Genomic DNA, 23,240 nt, shown 5'->3' on the forward strand with positions numbered 1-23,240 from the left:
ACCGCACAGACCGCAGACGGCACGTTACGTGCACTACCGCAATCCCAGAGCCACGGAGCCATCGTACACATCTCGAAACGAACGAGCGGGCGTAGCCCGCGAGTCGCGGAGACATCGACGGCTCGTGGCGAGTCGGATTTGCGGCCGTGCTGTTCCCACCGTGATTCGTCCGTCTGCGGTCTAAAGGATTGCGACTCGCCACGACGGGCGTTCGAAGCGTTTATCACTCCACCGCGGGTACCGGGGAATGCGAGGGCTCGTAGATCAGTGGTAGATCACTCCCTTGGCATGGGAGAGGCCCCGGGTTCAAATCCCGGCGAGTCCACTACCGGTTTTCCGTTCGACTCCTTGCGACTGTCCTCAGTCCCGAATTCCCACGGAACACGTAGTCTTATCCGAGAGGGTTCTCGGCTCGGTTAGGATGGCGATTCGGTCTCCGCTCGCCCGGGACCCGACCCGCGGCGGAGCTTCAACAGGAAGCGATACGGGGTAAACAGTGCCGACTGCACTCGGCCCCGCAGGCCGGTTTCGCTGGCGTAGACCAACACAGGAACGTCGCGGTTGGCCGTCCGCCGGACGACCTTGTCGGCGTTGCTCCCGAAGACGAACCGTCGGAACACCCGATTGCGCGAGGCCCCGACCACGAGGGGGCCGCCGACGTCGGTCGCCACCTCGATCAGCGCGTCGGCGACGTCGTCGGCCTGCATCGCGTGGACCTCGACACTGTCGCGGTCGTCGAACCGCTCGAGGGTCCGATCGAGGTCCTCGGGCGTGCCGCTGGTTCCGGTCGGTTCGACGTTGACGACGTGGACGGTCGTCCCCCGGCGAGCGAGCAGGCTCGCGACGTCGAGGAGGTGGTCGTGGTGCGGGCCGCCGCCGACGCCGATAGTGATCGTCGAGAGATCGAGGGGGCCGTCGACGCGACTCGCAAAGACCACGTCACAGGGGGCCCTGTACTCGACCGATTCGGTGATGTCGGGTCGGTCCTCCGGGTAGCCCATGACGATCCGGTCGACCGATTCCTCGCGGGCGGTCGCGACGATGTCGAACGCGACGTCGCGACTGATGTGGCCTTCGAGGAGGACCGTCGCATCGAGGTCGTCGCGAACGGTTTCGAGTCGGGCCTCGATGCGGTCTGCACGCTCGACGGCGATGTCGACGACGGTGTCACTGCCGGTCTGATCGGGGACCTCGGTGACGTTGAGCAGGCGAACGACCGGATCATCGCCGTAGAGCCGGCCGATATCGGCCGCCAGACGCGCGTAGTGGATCGCGCGGTCGGGGCGTTCGATCGGGACGAGGACCTCGTAGCGCTCCTCGGAAACCGACTCGGCGTCAGTGACGAGGGGCTCGCCTTCGGTCGAGGGCTCGTCCCGATCGGCCGCCGGTACGCTTGCCGACTCGACCTTCGGACCGCCGTTTGCGGTGACCTGCCGAGCGGCGACGGTTTCGTTAATCAGTTCGTCCCGGTCGGGCGCCCCGCCCCAGAGAAGGTACACACAGACCAGCACCGCCTCGACGAGGACGGCGACGGCGATGCCGACCGGCGGGAGGTTCGTGATCAGCGCGAGGTTCGCGAGGACGCCCACGATCGGAAGCCACGGCGAAGCGGGCACCGAGAAAGGACGCTCGATGTCAGGGAAGCGGCGCCGGTTGACGATCAGCGCGACGTTGACGACCGCCAGCGGCGCGAGTAGGTTCATGTTCGCAAAGCCGGTCAGCCCCTCGAGGCCGAGCGCGAACGGGACCGCACCCGAGAGCCCGCCCTCGGCGGGGAACAGCCCGACGAACACCGCGATCAGCGCCACGATCATCCCGGTGACGGCGACGATGCTCCAGAAGGGCGTGTTGTATTCCTGATGAATCCGCGAGAACGATCGGGGCCCTTGTCCCTGCCGCCCCATCAGATCCCCGATGCTCGATGCGGCGAGGATCGAGGCGTTCGAGGCCGACACCATCGAGAAGATCGCGCCCGCGACGATGAGCGCCTGACCCGCCGGACCCATGAAGGAGGCGGCGACGGTCCCCATCGCGGTCTCGCCGGCGCGCAACACGGAGTCATCGACGGGCGCGTTGACCATCGCGACGATGACGAACGTATAGAGAACCGTGACGGTGACGATGGAGGCGGCGATGGCCTTCGGAACCGTCTTGCGGGGTTCGATGATCTCGCCGGCGCTGGCGGCGATCGCCGAGAACCCGAAGAAGGTGATAAACGCCAGCGCGGCGATCGAGACGATGCCGGCGGGGTCGCCGAACTCGAAGCCGGTCGCGAACGTCGCCGTCGCCTGTGCGGGGCCGGCGTAGGCGACCGCGCCGCCAATGAAGGCAAAGAGGACGGCGACCTTCGCACCCGTAACCATCAACTGGAAGGTCCCGCTTTCTTCAGTTCCCTGCGCGTTTAGTCCGCCGAGCAAGAGCGCAGTCAGGATCCCCCAGACCCCGCCCGGGAGGTGGATCTCGCCGAGTCCGACCAGTTCGAGTGCCGGCCCGAAGACGAACTGCTCGACCCAGTGGTCCATCGTTCCCAGATAGAAGGCCGTCGTCGCACAGTAGCCCATGAACAGGGAGGCCCCGATCCCGAACAGGAGGTACTCGTTGTCGAAGGTCCGCGAGGAAAAGAGGTACCCGCCGCCGTTCTCGGAGTAGATCGAGGCGAACTCGGAGTAGCTCGCGGCGGTGATACTGGCGATGAGTGCCGCGATGACGAACGCGATCACGGCACTGGACCCGATCTCGTAGACCGCCCGCCCGGACAGCGAGAAGATACCGGCGGCGATCATAGTCCCCAGCCCCAGCGCGAACGCGATCTTGAAATCGAGCGTGCGTGTTTTCTCTACCATATCCCTACACCCCGATCGGGATTCAAAAATCTATTGCAGTCTATATGCGCTATCGAAACTATACAGACAGTATAATTCGCATTCAAAAACAGCCACTCAGTCAGCGCGTACTCGAGAGTCCCGTGAACGCCTCGAGGAGGTCGTCCTGAACGCCCTCGCGGGAGAGGACCGTCACGACGTCGCCGACTCGGAGGGCGGTCCCCCCACGGGGCGTGATGACGTCGTCCTCGCGCTCGACGGCGATCACCAGCACGTCCTCGCTGAGGATCCCCTCGCCGACGGCCTCCTCGACGGTGCGCTCGGCGAGGGGTGCGTCCTCCATGACGGGGATCTCGATCACCTCCGCGCCCCCCGAGAGGCTCATCACGTCGGTCAGCGGGCTCCGGTCGTGGGTTTCGGCTGGCCCGTACTGGTCGTAGGGCCGGTAGTATTCGCCGTTGACCAGTCCCTCGTCCTCAATGTCCAGACCCAGCTCCGCGAGTTCGCGTTTGATCCGCGTCAGCTCGCCCGTGTCGTCGCCGATCGCCTGGACGTGGAGGTTCTCGCGGCCGGTCATCGTCGAGCGGACGTGGACCACGCCGGGGACCTGCAACACACGAGCAACGACATCATCGAGGCTCGTGGGGGCGTTACAGAGGAAGATGTTCATCAGCTTGCCCTCGGCGGTCTCGTAGTCGATGTCGGCGTGATACCCCTGAATGACGCCCCGTTCCTCGAGTTGCCCGATCCGGTTGCGAATCGTCGCCGCCGAGACGTCGACCTCCTCGGCGATCATCGGGGCGGTCGTGTTCCGGGCGTCGACCCGGAGGTAATAGAGGATGCGCTTGTCGATATCGTCGAGTCGGGTCCGCATAGCGGGTCGTTGATCGGGGTCGACAATCAGTCCTTCCGTCCGGTTTCGACTCGGGGGTTCAGATCGCCTCGCTGACCTCGGGGGCCACCTCGGCGTCGACGAACGCGATGACCCGGTCGCCGGTCTCGATGACGCGGTTCCCACGGGGGAGTTCGAGCTGGCCGTCGCGGATGATCGCCCCGACGACGACGCCCCCGGGCAGCGTCTCGGCGGACTCGCCGAGCGTGCGCCCCGCGAGGACGCTCTCGGTATCGACGACGACCTCGAGGATCTCGGCGTCGTCGTGGTCGAGCGTGCCGACGGTCTCCGGACCGGACCCGTAGATCACCCGCAGCACGTCGCCGATGAGGAGGTCCTCGGGGTGGACGACCACGTCCAGACCGCTCTCCTCGACGAGATCGACGAGTGTGGGGTCCTCGACGACGACGGCGGTCGCCCCGACACCCAGCTCGCGGGCGAGTTGTCCCAACAGGTAGTTGGTCTCGTCGTCGGCCGCGCCGACGACCAGGTCGGCCGCCTCGAACAGCCCCGGATCGATCCCCTCGATCGTCGGCTCCGCGTCGTCGCCCTCGCCCCCGGCAGGGACGGTCGAGGCCTCGAGAGCGGGTTCGACGAGACGCGGCTCCCAACCCCGACTCTCGAAGCGGCGGGCGATCCGCGAGCCGAGGCCATCCGAGCCGACGACCACGACGTTAGCCGTCGAATCCAGCGCACCCCGCTGGTCGAGGCTCGCTGCGAACCGGCCGATACCCGAGAGGCTGCCGATGACGACCAGCGAGTCGCCCGCCCGGATGACCGTCTCGCCGTCCGGGATGACGATCCCTCCGTCCCTGAGGAGGGCCGCGAACGTGACCGAGGCGTAGCGGTCGGCCGCCGCGACCGTCTGGCCGGCGATCGACGCCCCCTCCTCGATGTCGAACTCCGCGACCTCGACGACGCCCTCCGCGAACGTATCGACGGCCTTGGCCCCCGGCAGCGCGCACGTCCGGACGAGCGCGTCGGCGGCGAGGTCGTCGAGACAGCGCATCGCATCAACCCCGAGTCCCCCATCGAGCGACTGCCAACTCCGGTACAGGTCGCCGTCTTTGACCCGGGCGATCGTGTCGGCATCGCCCCAGCGTTTGGCGGCGTTACAGACCATGACGTTCGTCGCGTCCCTGTCGGTGCTTGCCACGACGATCTCGGCGCGGTCTATCGAGGCCTCCCCGAGTACCGCCGCCGAACGACCGTCGCCGACGACGCCCGTCACGTCAAGGCGGGCGGTCAGGGCGTCGACCCGCTCGGGATCCGAGTCGACGACCGTTACGTCGTGGTTCGGTGCCAGGTCCGCGGCGATGTTCGAGCCGACGTTTCCCGCTCCGACGATCAGTATCATCCCACCCTCGATAAGGGGCCGACTACCGTAAGCGTTTATCTATCCCGACAATTTTATCGATTCGATATCTTAACTTATATACTCTTTTTCGAAGTCGAACCCCGCCCCGTTGTCGGGTAGTGGCTTCGCCCCGAAAACCGGCGGCCGTGGTCGGTCCGTCCTCCGGCGAGCGCGCCCGGTCGACCGAGTGCCGGGCTCGCGGAGCGGTTCGGGGCGGTTTCGATGCGTTCTTGAGCGGAGCCGGGCGTATCGGAGTACGCATGGATCGGGGCCGATACGCGTGAGCTTACATATCGACTGGCGGGCGAGCGTCGGGCTCGTCGGAACGGTCGTGAAGTACCTCTCGTTGACGATGCTCGTCCCGCTGTTCGTCGCGATCATCTACCGCGAGGACGTCTGGGTGTTCGTCGTTTCGATCCTGATCACGATCAGCATCGGGCTGGCGCTCGAACGCATCGAGCCCGATCCGGACCTCGGCCCCGAGGAGGCGCTGTTGTTGGTCACGCTCGCGTGGCTCGCGGCCGCGCTGATCGGTACGATACCCTACTTGCTTGCGGGCTACGGGACGGCCTCGACGCTTTCACACCCGATAAACGCCCTCTTCGAGTCGATGAGCGGCTTCACCACGACCGGTGCCACGGTGATGGGCGAGATCGGCGTCGAGCGCCACTCGCACGCCCTGATGATGTGGCGCCAGCTCACCCAGTGGCTCGGCGGGATGGGGATCATCGTGCTGATGATCGCGATCCTCCCCGAGTTGGCCGTCAACGGGGCCCAGTTGATGGGCTCTGAGGCCCCCGGCCCGACCCTCCAGAAGCTGACCCCGAAGATCGCCCAGACCGCACGCGCGCTCTGGATGGTCTACTTCGGGTTCACCATCGCGTTGATCTGTCTGCTCTATGCGCTGCACGTCCTCGGACTGGCGCCGAACATGGACCTGTACAACGCGATCGCCCACGGCTTTTCGACGCTCCCGACCGGGGGCTTTTCCACGCGGGCCGACAGCATCGCCGCGTTCTCGGCGGCGGTGCAGTGGGCGCTCGTCCCGTTTATGGTGATCGCGGGGGTGAACTTCGCGCTGTTCTGGCAGGTGCTTCGCGGCGAGTGGCGCGCGCTCTTCGAGGACACCGAGTTTCGGGTGTACACGGGGGCGATCGCGGTGCTGGTCGCGGTGCTTGCGGTGGTGTTGTTCCGCGGGGGCGCGCCGGTCCTCGAACTCGGCGGCGCGACCGAAGGCGTGAGCGAGAACGCGCTGCGACAGGCCGCCTTCCAGATCGGCTCGTTACTGAACTCGACCGGGTACGCCACGAGCGATTTCGCCCAGTGGGACGCCCACGCGCGGATGGTGCTGCTCTTTGCGATGTTCATCGGCGGGTCGGCGGGGTCGACGGGTGGCGGGATCAAGGTGATCCGGTGGCTCGTGATCCTCAAGACCCTCAGACGGGAGCTGTTCGTGGCGGCCCACCCGCGGGCGGTCCGGCCCGTGCGCCTGGCCGGACGGGTCGTCGACGAGGACGTGATCCGGGGGCTCGTGGCCTTTACGTTCCTCTACTTGCTCCTGTTCGGTCTCAGCGCCGTGTTCCTCTCGCTCGACGCCGCACGGATCGGCTACGAGCTGACGCCAATGGAGGCGATCACCGCGTCGCTTGCGACCATCGGGAACATCGGCCCCGGGTTCGGGTCGCTCGGGCCCTTCGGGAGCTATCTAGCGTTCTCGAACGTGTCGAAGCTCCTGATGACGTTTCTGATGTGGGTCGGCCGCCTCGAAATCGTACCGGTCCTCGCGCTGTTCGTCCTCTCGATCGAGGAGTGAATCACGCATACCGGCCGAGGATCCGCAAGAACGCCCACATCGTCCAGACGACGACGAGGAGTGCCACGACGACGAGTTCCTGTTCGACGAGAAAGGCCCCGGTGATCTGCAAGACCACGTACTCGATCCCGACGTAGATCAACACTACCGCGAGGATGTCCCAGATCGACCGTGGGTTCCTGATACTGGGGGGTCTCATGGGGTCGTCGGATGCGGGTTCGGTCCGACGGTATATCGGTCTATCCCCGCCGCCAGTGGAGTGCGATCAGGTCCGTTCGGGGGGCAAGACGAGCACCGGGCGGGTCGTCTCCGTGATCAGCTTTCGGGCGGTGTCCCCCGAGAGGAGGTCGACGAGGCGGTTGCTGGGCCGGGGCTGGAAGACGATGTAGGTGACGTCAAGGTCCTCGGCGGCCTCGAAGACGGTCTCGACGAGGTCCGTCCCGTACCGGACCTCCTGATGGAGGTCGTAGGACGTCCCCTCGAGGTGCTCCCGGAGCGTCGAGAACGTCTCTTGGGCCTCGGCTTCGAGTTGCGAGGGGGATGCGGGGTCGATCCCGCCCTCGGTGTGTTCGATCACGTGGAGCGCGTGGACGGTCGTCCCCGACGGGAGGTACCGTCGAAGCGCCGTCGCGGTCTGTCGAGCGTCGTCCTCGTTGGCCAGCGGGAGCAATACCGACTCGACGGTCCGATCGGTCATACCGTCCCATGGGAACGAGGCCACGGTAAGGCTGTCGCCCCTCCGAGGGTCGGGTTCGCCGACCGCAGGCCGCAGGCTTTTGGTTACGAACCACGGCAGTACCCTCGATGGAAGTCGCCATCCTCACCGTCGGTGACGAGGTGCTCGCGGGGGACACCCCGAACACGAACGCGACGTGGCTCGCAAGCGAACTCACGGATCGCGGCGCGACCGTCGCCCGGATCCTGACCGTCCCCGACGAGCACGACCTCATCGTCGAGACCCTCCGGCGGTGGGGCGAGCGCTTCGACGCCGTGATCGTCACCGGCGGGCTGGGCGGGACCCACGACGACGTGACCGCGGACGCGTTGGCGGCGGCGTTCGGTCGGGAACTCGTCGTCGACGACGCCGTCCGCGAGGACGTCCTCGAGACGGTCGCGGCCTACCGGGAGGAAAACCCCGAGACGGTGGCCGCCCACGACGTCGAGATCGACGTCGACGCATGGGCGGCCCTCCCCGAGGGGAGTCGCGTCCTGTTGAACCCCGAGGGGCTCTGTCCAGGCTGTGTTCTAGAGAACGTCTACGCGTTTCCGGGCGTCCCCGACGAGATGAAGGCGCTGTTTTCGGGGGTCGTCGCGGAGTTCGGTGGCGAGACGGTCACGAGAACGCTCTATACGCCCCAGCCCGAGGGGTCGATGCTCGACGCGCTTGCGGGCGTCCGGGAACGCTTCGACGTGGCGGTGGGGAGCTACCCGGCGACCGAGGGGCAGAACCGCCTCAAGCTGTCGGGAACCGACCCCGAGGCGGTCGCCGGGGCGGTCGAGTGGCTCCGCGGACGGGTCGAGATCGCCGAGGAGTGAGTCACTCGAAGGCTGCGGCTGACTCCCCGTCCTCGAGGATCCGGTAGTCGGCCTCCTCACAGCACCCGTCCTCGGACCCGATTGGATGGATCGTGCCGTCGGGCCAGACGCGCACGGGTGCCAGCTCGCCACAGCCGTCACACACCGCGACCGCCTTCGTTTTCTCCACGTCTGCCATACCTGTAAGAGGGATACTGCACGAGAACCCATCAGCGTATCCATCCGCGTTCCGCCGTGTGGGTGTGCGAGCCACCCTGAAACCGGTCGCGACTGCCGCGTAAGGAAGGGCTTTTGTACCGAATCGGCTAGTTCGGGCGAGTTCTGTGAGCCGCGTTCCGAACCCCGTTGCACTACTCATCCGTTGGGTCGGGCTGGCGCTCTCGCGGGCCGGTCTGATCGATCGCCACCGCGCCCGCCGGATCACCGACCTGGCGTGGCCCCGAGTAGTGACGGGCATCGCCCGAATGTCGAAAAACGCCGTCGACGTCGCGATGGTCGGGATCGCCGCCGGCTCGGGTGCGATCGCCGGCGTCGGGTTCGCGGGCTCGTACTGGGGGCTCGCCTTCGCGATCGGGGGCGGGGTCGCCGGCGGGACGATCGCGCTGGTCTCCCAGTCGTTCGGGGCCGACGCCGACCGGGAGCTCGGGCGGGCGGTCCGCTCGAGCGTCCTGTTGGTCGTCGTCCTCACCCTCCCGATCACCGCCGGCCTGTGGGCGTTCTCGACCGAACTGCTCGATCTGATCAGCAACGACCCCGAGGCGATCGAACTCGGGAGCCGGTACCTGCGGGTCGTCTCGGTGGGAGTGCCCTTCGCGGCGCTGAACCTGATCGGCAGTCGCGTGCTCGTGGGGGCCGACGACGCCTACACCGCGATGCTCGCGCGGGCGGGCGGGGCGGTCGTCAACGTCGGGCTCAACGCCGTGTTGATCTTCGGGCTCGACATGGGCGTCGTCGGTGCGGCCGTCGGGACCGTGCTCTCGAACGTGGTCGTCGCGGGGGCGTTCGCGACGGGACTGGTCGCCGGCCGAGCCCCCGGGCTGGGTCGGTTCCCCGTCACCGTCTCGCCGACCGGCCCGTACCTCGATATCGGGATGGTCCGCCAGCTCGTCTCGATCGGCCTGCCGGTGATGGGCCGGAACCTCGCCTGGCGGCTGGCGGACTTCCCGCTGCTGGCGATCGTCGACGTCTTCGGCCAGGACACCGCCGCCGCGTACGTCATCGCGCGGCGGATCTGGGGGATCATGAACACGCCCGGCTGGGGCTTCGGGCTTGCGTCCTCTAGTCTCGTCGGCCAGGAACTAGGGGAGGACGACGAGCGCACCGCCGAGGCCTACGGCCGGGAGATCGTCCGTTTCGCGGTCGCAGTCTATGCGGTCTCGGCGCTGTTGGTCTTCGCGTTCGCCGAGCCGATCGTGCTGGCGTTCGTCGACGATCCCGCCACCCCGACGGTGCCGATCGCCGTGTCGCTGGTCTATGCGGCCTGCGTCGCCACGATCCTTCAGGGCGTCTCGAAGGGCGCGGCCGGGCCGCTCGACGCCAGCGGCGACACGCGCTGGCCCTTCTATAGCCAGGCGATCGGAATGTTCGCCTTCTCGATCCCGCTCGCGTATCTCGGCGCGACGACGTCGCTTGGCCTCTGGGGGCTGTATCTCGCGTTCGTCGCCGAGACCGCCGTGCCGGCCGCGATCAACTATCACCGCTTTGCGACCGGCAAATGGAAGGTCATCAGCCGCTCGTACGGGCCGCGAAGCGCCACGAGCAGCGATTAGAGGAGCAACATCAGGAGAACGATCAGCAGGACGACCAGCGCGACCAGCCCGTAGCGCACCCGTCGGTCATCGAGGAGGCCGCCGTCGTCGCCGTGATAGGGACTCAGCACCGTGTTACCGCACGACCGGCATTTGCTCGGGTTTCGCCGGTGGACGGTTCCACAGGAGTCGCACTTCCACTTTGCCATCGACGGCCGTAGACGCCGAACATACATAAGGGAATTTGCCGATAGTATCGAAACAAATATATTTTTTTAAATATATTATCCTCTATGAACGTGTCGCGGCGCCGAGAGTGGCGATCGGGCGAACGCGGGCAGTCCGAGGTGATCGGCGTCGTGTTGGTGCTCTCGTTGACGGTGATCGGTGCGACCGCGCTCGCGGCGACGGGCGCCGCGGTGCTTTCCGACTCCCAGTCGAACGCCCAGCTCTCGCAGGCCGAGAACGCGATGTCCCAGATGAGTTCGAAGGCTAGTCTGGTCGCGCTCGGCGACTCCGGAAGCCAGTCGTTCGATCTGGGACGGCTCGACGGCGGGACGGTCGATGTCCGCGAGGACGCCGGTTGTGTGACGGTGTACACGGAGAACGCGACCGGATCGAACGTGCTGTACTCCGAACCCTACGGCGCGGTCGTCGCGACCGTCGATGGGACGGACGTGGCCTATCAGGGCGGGGGCGTCTGGCGGACGGACGGCGACGGGAGCGTGATGGTCTCGCCGCCGGAGTTTCACTATCGGTCGGACACGCTGACGTTCCCGATCGTTCGCGTGACCGGCGAGGGACGGGCGAGCGGGGCCGTGGACGGGCGGTTCACGAACGTCAACAAGAGCAGTCAGATCTATCCCGCCGGGAACCGCCACAACCCCCTCGAAGAGGGGACGGTGATCGTCGAGATCGAGAGCGAGTACTACGAGGCGTGGGGACGGTTTTTCGACGAGCGGACCGCCGGCGAGGTCGAGATCGACCACGGGAACCGGACGGTGCGGGTCGAACTCACCGTTCCGACCGAGGAGCGCATCGAGAACGCCGTCGCCGTCGCCGAACCGAACGGCATCACGGTAAACGGCCCCGAGAAACCGGAACCCTACCGCGAGGGAGTTCAGTACCCTTCGGCGGATTCGGCGATCGACGGACGGGTCGAGGCGTGTACCGACCCCGACGGCGAATGCGTGGAGTTGACGGGCGAGACGACGATCACCGGCGAGGACGGGGAGACGACCCGGTACTACGCGAGCGACGGGACGCCCCCCGACGACCTGACGGTCGAAACGAACGGCGGGGACGTCGAACTCGTCGTTGACGGCGTCTTCGAGCCGGACGGCCTCTCGGTCGAGGGCGACGGGACCGTCTCCGTATACGTCACCGAAGGGTTCTCGCTCGCCGGCAACTCCGGGGCGAACGTCGGCGGGGATGCCGCCCAGTTGCGGATCTACCTCCATTCCGAGACCACCATGTCGTCCCAGAGGGGGACCCCGTCGTTCACCGGTGTGCTCTACGCGCCGAGCACGGACGTCGACCTGAGCGGGAACACCGATTTCGAGGGCGCGCTGATCGCCAAAACCCTCCATATCAACGGCAAGGCGGGCAACTTCGAGTACGACGAAGCCCTCGCGGAGATCGCGATCGAGATCACCCCCTCGCAGGACCCGATCAGATACCTCCACGTGACCGACAACGAGGTCGGTGTCGAACTCCGGTAGCTACCGGAGTCGCAACCGGACCCACGTGACCGAGACGGACGTGTACTCGCAGTCGACGGTGGACTCGCAGTCGATGGTGAACTCGACCGTGTCCCCGGTTCGATTGGGCTCCAGTTCCGACCGGTCCAGGTAGCGCTCCCAGACGTCCGCACGCGGCGACTCGATCACGACGGTGACGGGCTCCTCGCTCCTCACGACGTGGAGTTGCGTCCGCTGGTGGGAACTCGTCACCAACACCGTCCGCTGGCCAGCGATCGACGCCCGGTCGCCGGGCGTCGTCGTCACCAGCAAGGGCAGGGTCGAGCGCTCGCCGACGATCAGCGGCGGCCCACCCAGCATCACGCCGTGATCGCCGTCGGTGCGAACGATACCGCCGAGTTCGTAGGCGATCTCCGTATCGCCGTTCCGATAGACCAGCGGGTACGTTTCGAACGTAGAACTGTTCTCACTGTTCTCACCCCACTCGACCGTGACTCGTACCGGCTCGCCGTGGGCGAGCGTCCCGCCCGAGAGACGCATCTCGGTCGACCGGCTCGGCGCACCATCCAGGTGGACTTCCTCGACATTCGTCCCGAGTACTTCGAAGGCCCGCTCGACGTTGGTGACCCGTTCGGTGTGCTGTGCGTCCTGTAGCCCGCCGAACCCGGCGGTGAAGACGAGCGCGATCGTCATCGTGATCAGCGAGAACGTGAGGACGAAGCCGAGGACCTCGCTGACCGCCCGGTCGTCGCTCATGCGGAGGTGACCTCCAGTCGCTCGCTCCCGGAGGCGTACTCGATACGGAGGTCTCCGCCACGGAGTCGCGACGGCACAGTCACGTCGTGGGCCGTCGCGACCCGGGTCGTGGATTCGACCGCCGGATCGCTCGTTGTGAGGGTGAGTTCGACGTGCTCGCTCTCGGGATCGGGGGCGATCTCGATCGCGTATCCGGCCCCCGCGACTCGACGCGGCAGCGCGACCGTGAGCCGGACGCTGGCGGCCTCGCCCTCCGCGCTCTGGGCTAGTCGATCCGCGCTCGCGAGGTCGGCGGCGAGTCGCTCCCCGAGGACGTCGAGTTGGTTCTGGATCGCGCGTTCGGACTGGGACTGCATCAGCGACCCCGCGGCGACGAACAGCCCGCTCAACAGCAACGCCGTGATGGCAAGCGTCAGCACGTAGTTAACGGTGACCGACACCCCGCGGTCGCTCACGCCGACTCACCCGCCTGCACGGTCGTTTCGGTGGTGTATTCGAGTTCCGCGGTCCGATAGTGGATCGCGAGGTCCACACTTTCGACGGTGGTCGGCCCCGTCGCCCGGAAGTCGTACGAGCCCGTCACCCGGTCGGCGTTCTCGTATCGGATCTCGTTCGGTTCGGTGGGGAGATCGAACGCGGCCTCTCGCCCGTCGATCGTCCCGTTTCCGAGATCCACCTTGACCGGGGTCGCGTTGGAGGGGCGCGCGAAGGTCCACGAGCTCCCGTTGGCCTCGATCGCGATCCGGGCGTCCTCCGTATCCGGCGTCGTCTCGACGGCGATCGTCAGCACCCAGTCGCCCACGACCAGTCGGAACGGGTCCTCCGAACCGGTCGCGGGTTCGACCGACTCGATCGTCAGGACGAACCGCTCCATGTCGGTTACGTTCCTCGCCACGGTCGCGTTGGATCCGCTCTCGGCGAACGCCCGGGATTCGATCTCCCAGTCGATCGGTGACCCCTCGTGGATCTCGGAGGTCGTCTCGGCGACCGCACCGCGGGCGAGGTGGCGCTCCGAGAGCGTCCTGTTGATGGTCTCGGTACCGTTCTCGACGCCCGCGACCGGCAGGTTCCCCTCGTAATAGCGTTCGTTTTCCGCGGCGATCAACTCGCTCACCGACCCGACGACGGCCGCCCGGTACTCGAGCGCGTCGGCGCCGCCCGCGTCGACGCCACGGGTCGCCAGGTTCTCCGTATAGATGACCGTGTTCAACAGGACGACCAGCGCGACCAGCACCACGGCGATCGTCAACCCGGTCACGAGGATCAACTGGCCCCGCTCGGCCGTCGGGCGGCTCAGAGCCGCCATACGACGATCCTCACCTCCACGACGGTGTACACCTGGCTGTCCGGGTCGATGTCGGCCGCGTAGAACTCGTCCTCGGCTTCAGCCAGCGTTTTCGACGCCGTTTCGTTGCCACCGAGTTCCGTCGAGTCGTAGAGAACGACCGTCCGCGTCGCCGAGACGGCGTTGTCGCTTGGCGAGCCCATCACGACCATCGGCTGTGTGTTCCACCCTGTCGATCCGGAGTCGCTCCGGTATCTCACGTCGACGTTGTACGCCAGCTGGCGGTCGGCGAGGAACGTCGAGAGAGTCTGCGAGAGCGGGTTCTCGGCAGGAGGTGTGGTGGTGTAGTAGGCCCGCTCCTCGGAGGAGGCGACGAATCCCGTGGTTTCGTTCCAGTGGACGACCGCCTCGCGAAGCGAGCCGTTCTCGGCGGTCACCGCGAGCAGGTCGTTCGCGACGGCTCGGTGTTGGTTCTCGAGGTGCTGGTTCGACGTACTCGCAGACAGGGGCGTCACGGCGGTCGCCTGACTCGCGAAGACGAGCCCGGCGACGAGGATCAGGGCGGCGACGAACGCTTCGAGGGTGTGGGCCTGTGCGCGCACGCTACCACACCTCCACCGTGAGGCGGTGGTTCTCCCCGCCGATCGAGACGAGACGCTGGGAGATCGACACCGACGCGCCCGGTGGCGGCTCTTCGCCACAGGTCAATGCCGTTCCGTTCACTACCGCTGGATCGTCGCCCGATCCGATCGCGATCCGCGCGTTTCGTCCGTCGATCCCGAGTTCCGATTCGATCGGACAGGTCTCGAAGAACGCCTCCGTTTCAGTCGTCTCAAGCAGGTTCGGCGTCGTCGGATGCGAAACGAGGGTATCCTCCGCTAGCTGTGCGGCGCTGCGGTCGGCGACGAGATCGTCGTCCACGCCGTGGCCGGTAAAGGGGTCGAACATCGTCGGGACGAACGCGAAGACGAACCCGACCGCGATCAGGAAGACGGTCATCCCGACCAAGAAATCCATCCCCGTCTGTGCGCGCTCGCTCATCCGACCACCGCCCAGACCGCAAGCGCGATCGTCAGTAACACGACGACGTACTTCACTCCACTCAGGATGGCCGCATCGCGGATGTAGCCGCTGATCAGCCCCGAGAGGATCGCCTGCATCGTCACCGCGTGAAAGAACAGCACCGACAGGAGCCCGGTATCGATTCCGCCGCCGAAACTGGGGCCGCCGCCGACGCTCGTGGCCTCCGCCCCGCCGGTGTCGAGACCGGCCATCACGTCGAGGAACTGGGTCTTGAGGATCGCCATCACTGCGAGCAACGTGAGGTAGGTCATGAGGATGATCACGACCTGCATGCGGGTCCGAGAGCGGCGCTCGCGCTCGATCTCGTCTCGATTCTCGCTCGCCTGTGCTGCGGTCGTGAGGACGGCCGTGATCTGACTCGAGGCCTCCTGGGCCTTGCTGATGAGTTTGACCGTCCGGGCCAGCCGGGGGATGTGGTACTCGTTGTTGAACTCCGTCAGCGAGTCCTTGAGACTCGTCCCGTAGGCGACCTTCGCGTGAATCACCTCGAACTCGCGGGCGAGCGGTCCCGAGGAGGTCTCGGCGACGACGCGGATGGATTCGAGCAGCGTCATGCCGGTCTCGTTGGCGCTCGAGAGTTTCCGGAGGGTATCCGAGAGCGACCCGGTGATCGCCGTCCGCGAGTGGACGTTCCACTCGCGAAAGACCGCGAGCGGAACACAGACCACGTAGACGGGAACGTACACCCACAGGACGGTCGCGCCGACGGGCGCGGCGACAAAGCCCGACCACGACAGCGGTGCGGCCCCCGAGACGACAGCGGTGATCAGTAGCGCCAGCGCGGCGGGTATCGTCAGCGCAAGCGTGTAGGTCGGGTGATCCCGGAAGAAGCGATGGGGATATCGGAGCAACCGTCCGGTCTCGTAGCTCCCCTCACGGCGCTCGATACGATCGAACATACCGAACCGTCCGGCGTACCGGTGGATCAGCCCGAGATCGAAGAGGGGGTTTCGTCCCGTCGAATCGGCCGTCTCGTCATCGGCCCCGAGATAGCCGTCGCCGGGTTCGTCCTGCTTGACCGTCGAGACGAGCACGAGAAAGCCCGCACCCACCAGCGGAATCAGCGCGTAGACCGTCGCATACAGCATGAACTCCGAGGCCTCCCCGAGCATGCTCATGATCACGAGCAGGATGATGAGAAGCAGGGGAAACAGCGAGAGGGTCATATACATCTCGCCGAACAGTTCGAGGGTCTCGAGGGTGAGTTCCTCCTGCTGTTTTGCGGTGCGCATGTGTTTGTCCTTCTTGTCCTCGAAAAAGCGCGTCATGTCGCCGCCGGAGTCGACGATCGAGAGCATGTCCGTCAGAAACTGGCTCAGTTCCTCGGAGGGGGTCTCGCGGGCCTGGGTCCTGATCGCACTGCGGTAGTCCGTATCGAAGTACTCGGTCTCGTGGACGATCGACTGGAACTCCCGGGAGACCTCCCCGTACGTGTCGTCGGCATTCGCTATCGCCTCGAGGATCTCGAGTTGGTTGAGTCCGCCGACCGACAGCGCGTACATGAACGCGATCGAGTCCGCAAGCAGCATATCGATCTCCCGTTTGCGCGCCGAGACCCGCGAGTAGGGGATCGCCACGAGCGCACCGAACGCGAGTGCGAACCCGGCCGACCCGAAGGTCACGCCGGTGATCAGGACCAGCGAGGGGATCCGCGCCGCGATCACGAGTTCGAGCAACCGGTCGTTGGGGATCGACACGCCGATGATCGGCGGGGAAACCAGCCCGGTTGCGAACAGTCCGTATCCCGCGGCGATACCGACGATCCACAGCAACCCCCCCGAAAGCACGCCGTAGGCGAGCGCCCGCGAGAGGTAGTGTTCGACGGTATCGCCCATCCGGGCCCGCTTGAGCGTGGTCTGGAACTCGGCGGCGAACTGGCTGTCCTCACCGAACAGGCGACGATAGAGCGGGTAGAAGGCGTCGCCGAGTCGGTCGGTCCCGCCTTCCCCGAGCGCGAGGCTCACGGGGAGTCGGCCCCGCGTCCGTCGGTCGCGAGCTCGACACCGGTCGTCTCCGGCGAGTCACGGTACCCCTCGAAGAGGCGCTCGTCGGCGTGTTCGAGGATGGATCTTGCGAGTTCGGCTGTCCGCTCGTCAGGATCGGGCCGGGGGACGAGCGCTTCCGTCTGAGAATCGACGTCGATCAGAACGCTCTCCATCGAGCGCAGGTCGGCCAAATTCTCGGTGAGTCGGTCGTTCGCGATCAGTTCGACGATCGTCTCGGGGTCGTTGATGAACGCCTGCAGGGTCGCGGCGACCTGCCGGTACTCGTTGAGACCGTTGTCGATGAGGTAGGCAAGTACCGCCTGCCGAACGAGCAACTGCTCTTGTAGCTCTTCGCGGCTCCACCCGCGGTCGAAGCGGATCTCCTCGAGTGTGTTCGAATCGCCGACCTCGAGGAACTCGTCCGACTCGGCCTGCCACTCGTAGACGTCCCGGACGTTGATCTCGTCGTGTTCGGCGTCGTAGTGGTTGATCTCGGTCAGGGACTTGTTGCGCCGGACCTTCCGACCCCGTACCCGGGTGGAGGTCTGGACCGAGACGAGATCCAGCGCCGTGAACATCGTCTTCGAGACGTTGATCGGGTCGGTCGTAAAGCGTTTCAGCACCTCACCCACGCTGTCGGCGTGGAAGGTGGTGTAGGTGGTGTGGCCCGTCGACATCACCTGAAACAGCGTGCGCCCTTCCTCACCCCTGATCTCGCCCATCACGATGTAGTCGGGCCGTTGGCGAAGCGCGGCTTCGAGTAGGTCGAACTCGTCGACGTCGCCGCCATCGCCCTCCGAAAAGGAGGGCCGCGTTACGGAGGCGATCCAGTTTCGCTGGGGGAGTTCGACCTCGCGGGTGTCCTCGATCGAGACGATCTTCGCGTTCGAGGGGATGAACAGCGAGACGGCGTTCAGGCTCGTGGTCTTCCCGCTCGCGGTGCCGCCCGCGAAGATCAGTGATTTGTGGTTCTCGATACAGAGCCAGAGGTAGGCCATCTGTTCGAGCGAGAAGGTATGCCAGTTGATCAGGTCGATCGGGGTGAAGGGAACGTCCTTGAACTGTCGGATGGTGTAGTTGGTGCCGTGATCCGAGACCTCCCGACCCAGTGTGAGTTGGGCCCGCGAGCCATCGGGGAGGGTCGCATCGACCTGTGGGCGACGCTTGCTGATCCCCTTGCCCGAGCGCTGGGCGAGTTTGACCACGAAGTCGTCGAGGCGCTCGCGTCCGTGGGCCACGTTGGTGATGATCTGCTCGTAGTCGGTGTGGTAGACGAAGACGGGCGAGTCGTAGCCGTCACAGGAGATGTCCTCGACGTTGATGTCGTGTTTGATCGGGTCGATCCGCTCGTAGCCGACGAAGTCGCGCGTGAGATAGTACAGCAGCTTCGTGACCTGCGCTTCGGTCACCGTCTCGGGGTCCTCCGCGAGGATCGCCGGCTCCGGACGGACGGGATCGACCGCCGAGTGCGTCACCGCCTCCTCCCGTCCGAAAAGCGATCGGATCCGGTCGAACACTCCGCGGTCGGACCGTTCGAGCAGGTCATAGCGGTCGAGCAGCCGTCTGGTTTCTCGCTCGATGACCGACGTTCGCTCCTCGACGCTTCCCTCGACGCTCACCTCGTCGTCGGAGTACTTGATCGCGGTGCGCAGTTTGCCCGTGAGGAACTCGGCGAGGTCGGTTTCGATCGGGTTGAGATACGGCTCGATCGCGTAGTACTTGATCTCGTTTTCCTTTCGGGAGTGAAAAACGATCACGAACGAGTAGGGTTCGTTGACCCAGTAGCGCTCGACCTCCTCGAAGTGGCGCTTTTTCGCCATCGGAACGGCCCTCTCTAGGTCGTACCGGGTCGTGATCGTCGGCTCCCCGTGCGAGGTAAAGAAGGCGTCTTCGTCGACGGCGGGGTTGACGTCGACGGTCCGTTCCTCGATGAGCGTCGAGAGTGCGCTCGCGGCCGCCACGCCCGAGCGAAGGACTGCCGCCGTCCGATCGGGAGCGAATCCCAGCAGTTCCACGGGCTCGAACGGGATCGGGTCGCCCGCCGAATCACGGGGCACCGACCCGTCCTCCTCGTAGTAGTACTTCCTCTTGACGTGTGCCCACCCATATAGGTCCTTGCGGACCAACCGGTCGGGATCGAGATAGGCATTCAGTCGTTTCGCGGTCGTGACAGCGACGGCGACGCTTCCCGGGACGCCGGCGGGACGATCCCCGACGCTCGGGTCGTCTCCCGTCGAGGGCGACGTCGATTTCCCTCGAACCCCCGTGGTGTCGTCCATCGGCATTAGATGTAATGATAACACATATAGAAAAAAGACTTTCTGTCAGATGAAAAATTCTCTCGGGCTCAGACGGATCGGTTCGCAGGAGGTGGCAGTCGGACCCGGCCGCGTCGGAAAGACGGTGTTCCTTGATGATTGTTTTCTCTGAAAATTGTTAAGTTATTGAGGCTCTTACTACAGAACGAGTGAAAATGAGTCGGACACGACATATGGAGAACGCGGGCGCAGCGATGGACGGGTACAGCGGCAAGACGACGGCGGATCATCCGCGCCGATTCCGGGAGTTTCTGAGTCAGCTCGCCGGGAACTGATCGAGACCCATCCGGCGGATGCAACGGTGTTCGACGACCGGATTTTCTGCTATGCAAACCGTGAGCGCAGCGAACGACGGTCAGAAACACCGCGAACGAGTGCAGCGAGTGAACGGGCGTGACGGGATTCGAACCCGCGGTCTGAAGGTTAGGAACCTTCCGCCCTATCCGCTAGGCCACACGCCCTGTCGGTACGTGGCGTGGGGACGAAAAAACGGTTATCGGTTCTCCTCGGTTTCGAGGTCGGCGTCCGTTTCCGACCTCGTCTCCGTGGCGGATGTCTCGGTGTTGGCGGTCGAATCGTCGGTTCCGATCTCGGGTTCGGGCTCGTCGGTGGTGTCGGAGGGACTGCGGGTCGCACCGTCGCGCATCTCTTGGAGCTCCTGATCGATCTCTTCGCGCCCCTTCTGGAATTCGCCCATCGCCTGTCCGGTCGAGCGGGCGAGTTTGGGGATCTTGTTCGCACCGAAGAGCAGGATCGCGATGAGCACGATCACCGCCAGTTCGATCCCGCCCGGGATCGGCCCGAACAGCGGGACAAATTGTACTGTCATCCTAGTCGTTTCTACCCACGTCTAAGTTATAGGCTTTTTGCTCGCTGCGCTCCGGATAAATGCTTATTTACGCCACGCTGGCTCAGGATAGGTATGAGCGTTACCGTAACCCTCCCCGACGGCTCGGAACTGGCCGTTGAGGCCGGTTCGACGGTCGAGGACGTCGCCTACGAGATCGGGCCCGGTCTCGGTCGCGACACCGTCGCCGGCGTCGTCGACGGCGAGTTCGTCGCCAAGGAACACCCCATCGAGAAAGACGTCGAAATCGAGATCGTCACCGAAAGCAGCGACGAGTACCTCGACGCGCTGAGACATTCGGCGGCCCACGTCTTCGCACAGGCGCTGCAGCGACTCCACTCCGAGGCGACGCTTACCATCGGCCCGTGGACCGACGACGGCTTTTACTACGACGTTACCGGCGTCGAACTCGACGAGGCCGATCTGGAGGAGATCAGCGCCGAGGCAGAGGAGATCATCGAGGCGGACCTTCCCATCGAGCGCGTCGAGATGAGTCGTGAAGAGGCCTTCGAGTACTACGAGGACAACCCGTTCAAACGGGAGATCCTGGAGGAGGAAGCGGCCGGCGAGGACCCCGTCAGTTTCTACGAGCAGGCGGAGTTCCGCGACCTCTGTCGGGGCCCACACGTCGCCTCGACCGGCGAGATCGGTGGCTTTGCCTTACTGGAGATCTCGGGGGCCTACTGGCGCGGGACCGAGGACAACGAGATGCTCACTCGCGTGTACGGAACGGCGTTCCCCAGCGAGTCGGAGTTAGAGGAGTTCCTCGACCGGCGCGAACAGGCAAAAGAGCGCGACCACCGCAAGATCGGCCGCGAGATGGACCTGTTTTCGGTGCCCGATCACTCGCCGGGCTGTCCCCATTACCATCCCAACGGGATGACGATCCGCCGGGAGCTCGAGGAGTACATCCGCACACAGAACGACGCGCTTGGCTACGAGGAGGTCAGAACACCCGAACTCAACAAAAAGGAGCTATGGGAGGAGTCCGGCCACCTCGATTTCTTCGGTTCGGAGGGGGAGTTCTTCCTCTGGGAGGAAAACGAGACCGAGTACGGCCTGAAACCGATGAACTGCGCGAACCACGCGTACATCTACGACCAACAGGTCCGTTCGTATCGGGACCTTCCCGTGCGGTTCTCGGAGTTCGGCAATGTCTATCGCAACGAACAATCGGGTGAACTGTCGGGGCTTCTCAGGGTCCGGGGCATGACCCAGGATGACGGCCACGCCTTCATTCGTCGCGACCAGATCCAAACGGAGATCACGGAGACGCTACGGGTCATCGAGGAGATCTACGAACAGTTCGACTTCGAGGTGCTGTACAAACTCGAGACGAAGGGCGATCACGCGGTCGGTAGCGACGAGGTCTGGGCTGAGGCGACCGAGGCGCTCCGCAACGCTCTCGAAGCCGAGGGACTAGAGTACGACGTCGAAGAGGGCGAGGCGTCGTTCTACGGCCCGAAGATCGGGCTCGATGCCCGCGATACGCTAGGCCGGGAGTGGACCATCGGCACGGTCCAACTCGACTTCAACATCCCCGAGCGCCTCGACCTCTCGTATACGGGCGAGGACAACGAGGAACATCGGCCCGTAATGGTTCACCGCGCTCTGTTGGGGAGCTTCGAGCGGTTCATGGGCGTGATGATCGAGCACTTCAACGGCAAGTTCCCGACGTGGCTCGCGCCCGAACAGGTCCGCATCCTTCCGATCAGCGACGACAACGTCGCCTACGCGGAGGAGATCAGAGAGGTGCTCTCTGACTTTCGCGTCGGAATCGAGGACCGCTCGTGGACCATCGGCAAGAAGATCCAAACGGCCCACGACGACCGCGTACCCTACATGCTGATCGTCGGGGGCAACGAGGAAGCGGCCGGAACGATCTCGGTTCGGGACCGCTTCGAGCGCGAGCGCGGGGACGTCTCGCCCGAAGAGTTCCGCACGGCGCTCGAAACCGAAGTCGAGGAGAAGCGGACCGAGCCGGGCTTCCTCGGGTAGTCCTACCGACGGCACGCTCCCGACTGAACCCGAACCGGACCCCGATCGCTTCCGGCCCCCGTCCTCGCCGGGAACCATCATAGTTATTAGCGGCTGATGTGGCCATAGGGATATGGCTCGAAACCGGACCAGTCGCGTGGATCGACGAACGTTCTTGGGCACGGCCGGCGCGGCCGCGCTCGTCGGACTCGCCGGCTGTGGGGGCGGTGGCGGCGGCGGGGGCGGCGGGGGCGACGGATCGCAGTTCGTGACCATCGGCACCGGCGGGACCGGCGGGGTCTACTACCCGCTCGGTGGCGGGATGGCCGACATCCTCAATCAGAACCTCGACGTCGAGGCTTCGGCCGAATCCACGGGCGCGAGCGTCGAGAACTGTCGGCTCGTCGCAAACGAGGACATGACGATGGCGCTCGCACTCGGCAACTCCGTGTTGCTGGCGGTCAACGGCGAGGGCGACTTCGACGAGGCCCTGCCGCTATCGGCGGCGTTCGGTGCCTACCAGAACGCGACCCAGGTCGTCGTCCCGGCCGACTCGCCCGTCGAGACGCTCGCGGACATGGAAGGCTTGACCGTCAGCGTCGGCGCGCCCGGCAGCGGCACGGAGGTCATCGCCGAGGAGCTGTTGGGCGTTTACGGACTCACCTACGACGACATCGACGTACAGCGCCTCTCGTTTTCCGAGACCGCAAGTGCACTCCAGGACGGCCAGATTGACGCCGGCTTCTGGAGCGTTGCCTTCCCCGCCTCCTCGATCCAGGACCTCGCGAGCCAGCGAGCGATTCGGCTGATAGACTTCCCCGACGAGGAGATGAGCCAGATCACGAGCGAGTTCGACTACTACAACGCCGCGACCGTTCCGGGAGGCACCTACGAGGGCGTCGAGGAGGACGTGCAGGTTCCCGGCGTGACCAACACGATGATCGTTCGCGAGGACATGAACGAGGATTCGGTCTACGACATCGTCGAGGCGATCTACACCAACCTCGACCAGCTCGCGGAAGTCCACCCCGCCGCAGAACAGTTCGAGGAGAACGCCCGCGAGGCCCCGATCGACCTGCATCCGGGCGCAGCACAGTACTTCGACGACGCCGGGCTGTGAG

The 23,240-nt window shown here is 65.5% G+C and carries 21 protein-coding genes and 2 tRNA genes; 7 read left to right on the forward strand and 16 right to left on the reverse strand.

Annotated elements, in window-relative coordinates; all coding sequences use genetic code 11:
• Nucleotides 1-253 precede the first annotated feature (253 nt).
• Nucleotides 254-325, forward strand: a tRNA-Ala gene (locus HACJB3_RS10500).
• A 91-nt stretch (nt 326-416) separates the two neighbouring features.
• Here the strand turns inward: HACJB3_RS10500 and HACJB3_RS10505 are convergent.
• The 3 genes from HACJB3_RS10505 to trkA all read right to left on the reverse strand — a co-directional run bounded on the left by HACJB3_RS10505 (nt 417) and on the right by trkA (nt 5,071).
• Nucleotides 417-2,843 (reverse strand): amino acid permease, encoded by a 2,427-nt coding sequence (locus HACJB3_RS10505; protein ID WP_008416912.1) that lies wholly within the window; start codon nt 2,841-2,843, stop codon nt 417-419.
• Between the two features lie 100 nt (nt 2,844-2,943).
• A complete protein-coding gene (locus HACJB3_RS10510; RefSeq protein ID WP_008416911.1) occupies nt 2,944-3,696 on the reverse strand; it encodes an Lrp/AsnC family transcriptional regulator in 753 nt (250 codons plus the stop codon).
• 58 nt (nt 3,697-3,754) lie between these two features.
• The gene (gene trkA, locus HACJB3_RS10515; RefSeq protein WP_008416910.1) at nt 3,755-5,071 is read right to left on the reverse strand and encodes a Trk system potassium transporter TrkA; all 1,317 of its coding nucleotides are present in this window, start codon (nt 5,069-5,071) and stop codon (nt 3,755-3,757) included.
• A gap of 280 nt (nt 5,072-5,351) precedes the next feature.
• On the opposite strand from trkA, the gene HACJB3_RS10520 reads away from it, so the two are divergent.
• A complete protein-coding gene (locus HACJB3_RS10520) occupies nt 5,352-6,884 on the forward strand; it encodes a TrkH family potassium uptake protein (protein WP_008416909.1) in 1,533 nt (510 codons plus the stop codon).
• Nucleotide 6,885: 1 nt separating this feature from the next.
• On the opposite strand, the gene HACJB3_RS10525 is transcribed toward HACJB3_RS10520, so the two are convergent.
• Together HACJB3_RS10525 and HACJB3_RS10530 are read right to left on the reverse strand one after the other, a co-directional pair.
• Entirely contained in the window at nt 6,886-7,083 is a 198-nt protein-coding gene (locus HACJB3_RS10525) for a hypothetical protein (RefSeq protein ID WP_049934414.1), read from the reverse strand.
• 66 nt (nt 7,084-7,149) lie between these two features.
• Nucleotides 7,150-7,581: a universal stress protein gene (locus tag HACJB3_RS10530; protein WP_008416907.1), complete on the reverse strand. Its 432-nt coding sequence runs from the start codon at nt 7,579-7,581 to the stop codon at nt 7,150-7,152.
• Nucleotides 7,582-7,688: 107 nt separating this feature from the next.
• Between HACJB3_RS10530 and HACJB3_RS10535 the strand changes: the two genes are divergently transcribed.
• A complete protein-coding gene (locus HACJB3_RS10535) occupies nt 7,689-8,420 on the forward strand; it encodes a competence/damage-inducible protein A (RefSeq protein WP_008416906.1) in 732 nt (243 codons plus the stop codon).
• A 1-nt stretch (nt 8,421) separates the two neighbouring features.
• Here the strand turns inward: HACJB3_RS10535 and HACJB3_RS20210 are convergent, their stop codons facing one another.
• Complete coding sequence (locus HACJB3_RS20210; RefSeq protein ID WP_008416905.1) at nt 8,422-8,598, reverse strand: hypothetical protein; 177 nt, start codon at nt 8,596-8,598, stop codon at nt 8,422-8,424.
• Between the two features lie 145 nt (nt 8,599-8,743).
• Here HACJB3_RS20210 and HACJB3_RS10540 point away from each other — a divergent pair, with 145 nt between their 5' ends.
• Nucleotides 8,744-10,189 carry an MATE family efflux transporter gene (locus HACJB3_RS10540; RefSeq protein ID WP_008416903.1) on the forward strand — a complete coding sequence of 482 codons (1,446 nt, stop codon included), beginning with the start codon at nt 8,744-8,746 and terminating at the stop codon, nt 10,187-10,189.
• Here HACJB3_RS10540 and HACJB3_RS19635 read toward each other — a convergent pair.
• Nucleotides 10,186-10,377, reverse strand: coding sequence for a hypothetical protein (locus HACJB3_RS19635; RefSeq protein ID WP_148258247.1), 192 nt, complete (start codon nt 10,375-10,377; stop codon nt 10,186-10,188). The genes HACJB3_RS10540 and HACJB3_RS19635 overlap by 4 nt on opposite strands.
• An 84-nt stretch (nt 10,378-10,461) precedes the next feature.
• Between HACJB3_RS19635 and HACJB3_RS10545 the strand changes: the two genes are divergently transcribed.
• A complete protein-coding gene (locus tag HACJB3_RS10545) occupies nt 10,462-11,889 on the forward strand; it encodes a DUF7289 family protein (RefSeq protein WP_008416901.1) in 1,428 nt (475 codons plus the stop codon).
• Here HACJB3_RS10545 and HACJB3_RS10550 read toward each other — a convergent pair whose 3' ends face one another.
• From HACJB3_RS10550 to HACJB3_RS10590, 9 genes are all read right to left on the reverse strand, one after another.
• Nucleotides 11,890-12,624, reverse strand: a complete 735-nt coding sequence (locus HACJB3_RS10550) for a DUF7289 family protein (RefSeq protein WP_008416899.1) — start codon at nt 12,622-12,624, stop codon at nt 11,890-11,892. It lies immediately after the preceding gene.
• Entirely contained in the window at nt 12,621-13,079 is a 459-nt protein-coding gene (locus tag HACJB3_RS10555) for a DUF7266 family protein (protein ID WP_008416898.1), read from the reverse strand. Before HACJB3_RS10555 ends, HACJB3_RS10550 begins: the two co-directional genes overlap by 4 nt.
• The gene (locus tag HACJB3_RS10560) at nt 13,076-13,930 is read right to left on the reverse strand and encodes a DUF7261 family protein (RefSeq protein WP_008416897.1); all 855 of its coding nucleotides are present in this window, start codon (nt 13,928-13,930) and stop codon (nt 13,076-13,078) included. Before HACJB3_RS10560 ends, HACJB3_RS10555 begins: the two co-directional genes overlap by 4 nt.
• Nucleotides 13,918-14,511, reverse strand: coding sequence for a DUF7288 family protein (locus tag HACJB3_RS10565; protein ID WP_008416896.1), 594 nt, complete (start codon nt 14,509-14,511; stop codon nt 13,918-13,920). The genes HACJB3_RS10560 and HACJB3_RS10565 overlap by 13 nt, the downstream gene beginning before the upstream one ends.
• Nucleotide 14,512: 1 nt before the next feature.
• The gene (locus HACJB3_RS10570; RefSeq protein WP_008416895.1) at nt 14,513-14,950 is read right to left on the reverse strand and encodes a DUF7287 family protein; all 438 of its coding nucleotides are present in this window, start codon (nt 14,948-14,950) and stop codon (nt 14,513-14,515) included.
• Entirely contained in the window at nt 14,947-16,956 is a 2,010-nt protein-coding gene (locus HACJB3_RS10575) for a type II secretion system F family protein (RefSeq protein WP_008416894.1), read from the reverse strand. The genes HACJB3_RS10570 and HACJB3_RS10575 overlap by 4 nt, the downstream gene beginning before the upstream one ends.
• Nucleotides 16,953-19,262 (reverse strand): type II/IV secretion system ATPase subunit, encoded by a 2,310-nt coding sequence (locus tag HACJB3_RS10580; protein ID WP_008416893.1) that lies wholly within the window; start codon nt 19,260-19,262, stop codon nt 16,953-16,955. The genes HACJB3_RS10575 and HACJB3_RS10580 overlap by 4 nt, the downstream gene beginning before the upstream one ends.
• A 421-nt stretch (nt 19,263-19,683) precedes the next feature.
• A tRNA-Arg gene (locus HACJB3_RS10585) sits at nt 19,684-19,756 on the reverse strand.
• Nucleotides 19,757-19,788: 32 nt separating this feature from the next.
• Nucleotides 19,789-20,124 (reverse strand): Sec-independent protein translocase subunit TatA/TatB, encoded by a 336-nt coding sequence (locus HACJB3_RS10590; protein ID WP_008416890.1) that lies wholly within the window; start codon nt 20,122-20,124, stop codon nt 19,789-19,791.
• Between the two features lie 93 nt (nt 20,125-20,217).
• On the opposite strand from HACJB3_RS10590, the gene thrS reads away from it, so the two are divergent.
• Nucleotides 20,218-22,140, forward strand: coding sequence for a threonine--tRNA ligase (gene thrS, locus HACJB3_RS10595; protein WP_008416889.1), 1,923 nt, complete (start codon nt 20,218-20,220; stop codon nt 22,138-22,140).
• A 112-nt stretch (nt 22,141-22,252) separates the two neighbouring features.
• Nucleotides 22,253-23,239: a TAXI family TRAP transporter solute-binding subunit gene (locus HACJB3_RS10600; RefSeq protein ID WP_238532758.1), complete on the forward strand. Its 987-nt coding sequence runs from the start codon at nt 22,253-22,255 to the stop codon at nt 23,237-23,239.
• Nucleotide 23,240: the final 1 nt, after the last annotated feature.

Origin of the sequence: Halalkalicoccus jeotgali B3 (assembly GCF_000196895.1) — an archaeon.
Classification (GTDB): Archaea; Halobacteriota; Halobacteria; order Halobacteriales; family Halalkalicoccaceae; genus Halalkalicoccus; species Halalkalicoccus jeotgali.

Bases quoted from the DNA above. Each gene is read 5' to 3' on its own strand.
- HACJB3_RS10505 (WP_008416912.1), bottom strand. From the start codon at position 2,843: ATGGTAGAGAAAACACGCACGCTCGATTTCAAGATCGCGTTCGCGCTG.
- HACJB3_RS10510 (WP_008416911.1), bottom strand. From the start codon at position 3,696: ATGCGGACCCGACTCGACGATATCGACAAGCGCATCCTCTATTACCTC.
- trkA (WP_008416910.1), bottom strand. From the start codon at position 5,071: ATGATACTGATCGTCGGAGCGGGAAACGTCGGCTCGAACATCGCCGCG.
- HACJB3_RS10525 (WP_049934414.1), bottom strand. From the start codon at position 7,083: ATGAGACCCCCCAGTATCAGGAACCCACGGTCGATCTGGGACATCCTC.
- HACJB3_RS10530 (WP_008416907.1), bottom strand. From the start codon at position 7,581: ATGACCGATCGGACCGTCGAGTCGGTATTGCTCCCGCTGGCCAACGAG.
- HACJB3_RS10535 (WP_008416906.1), top strand. From the start codon at position 7,689: ATGGAAGTCGCCATCCTCACCGTCGGTGACGAGGTGCTCGCGGGGGAC.
- HACJB3_RS20210 (WP_008416905.1), bottom strand. From the start codon at position 8,598: ATGGCAGACGTGGAGAAAACGAAGGCGGTCGCGGTGTGTGACGGCTGT.
- HACJB3_RS19635 (WP_148258247.1), bottom strand. From the start codon at position 10,377: ATGGCAAAGTGGAAGTGCGACTCCTGTGGAACCGTCCACCGGCGAAAC.
- HACJB3_RS10545 (WP_008416901.1), top strand. From the start codon at position 10,462: ATGAACGTGTCGCGGCGCCGAGAGTGGCGATCGGGCGAACGCGGGCAG.
- HACJB3_RS10550 (WP_008416899.1), bottom strand. From the start codon at position 12,624: ATGAGCGACGACCGGGCGGTCAGCGAGGTCCTCGGCTTCGTCCTCACG.
- HACJB3_RS10560 (WP_008416897.1), bottom strand. From the start codon at position 13,930: ATGGCGGCTCTGAGCCGCCCGACGGCCGAGCGGGGCCAGTTGATCCTC.
- HACJB3_RS10570 (WP_008416895.1), bottom strand. From the start codon at position 14,950: ATGAGCGAGCGCGCACAGACGGGGATGGATTTCTTGGTCGGGATGACC.
- HACJB3_RS10580 (WP_008416893.1), bottom strand. From the start codon at position 19,262: ATGCCGATGGACGACACCACGGGGGTTCGAGGGAAATCGACGTCGCCC.
- HACJB3_RS10590 (WP_008416890.1), bottom strand. From the start codon at position 20,124: ATGACAGTACAATTTGTCCCGCTGTTCGGGCCGATCCCGGGCGGGATC.
- thrS (WP_008416889.1), top strand. From the start codon at position 20,218: ATGAGCGTTACCGTAACCCTCCCCGACGGCTCGGAACTGGCCGTTGAG.
- HACJB3_RS10600 (WP_238532758.1), top strand. From the start codon at position 22,253: ATGGCTCGAAACCGGACCAGTCGCGTGGATCGACGAACGTTCTTGGGC.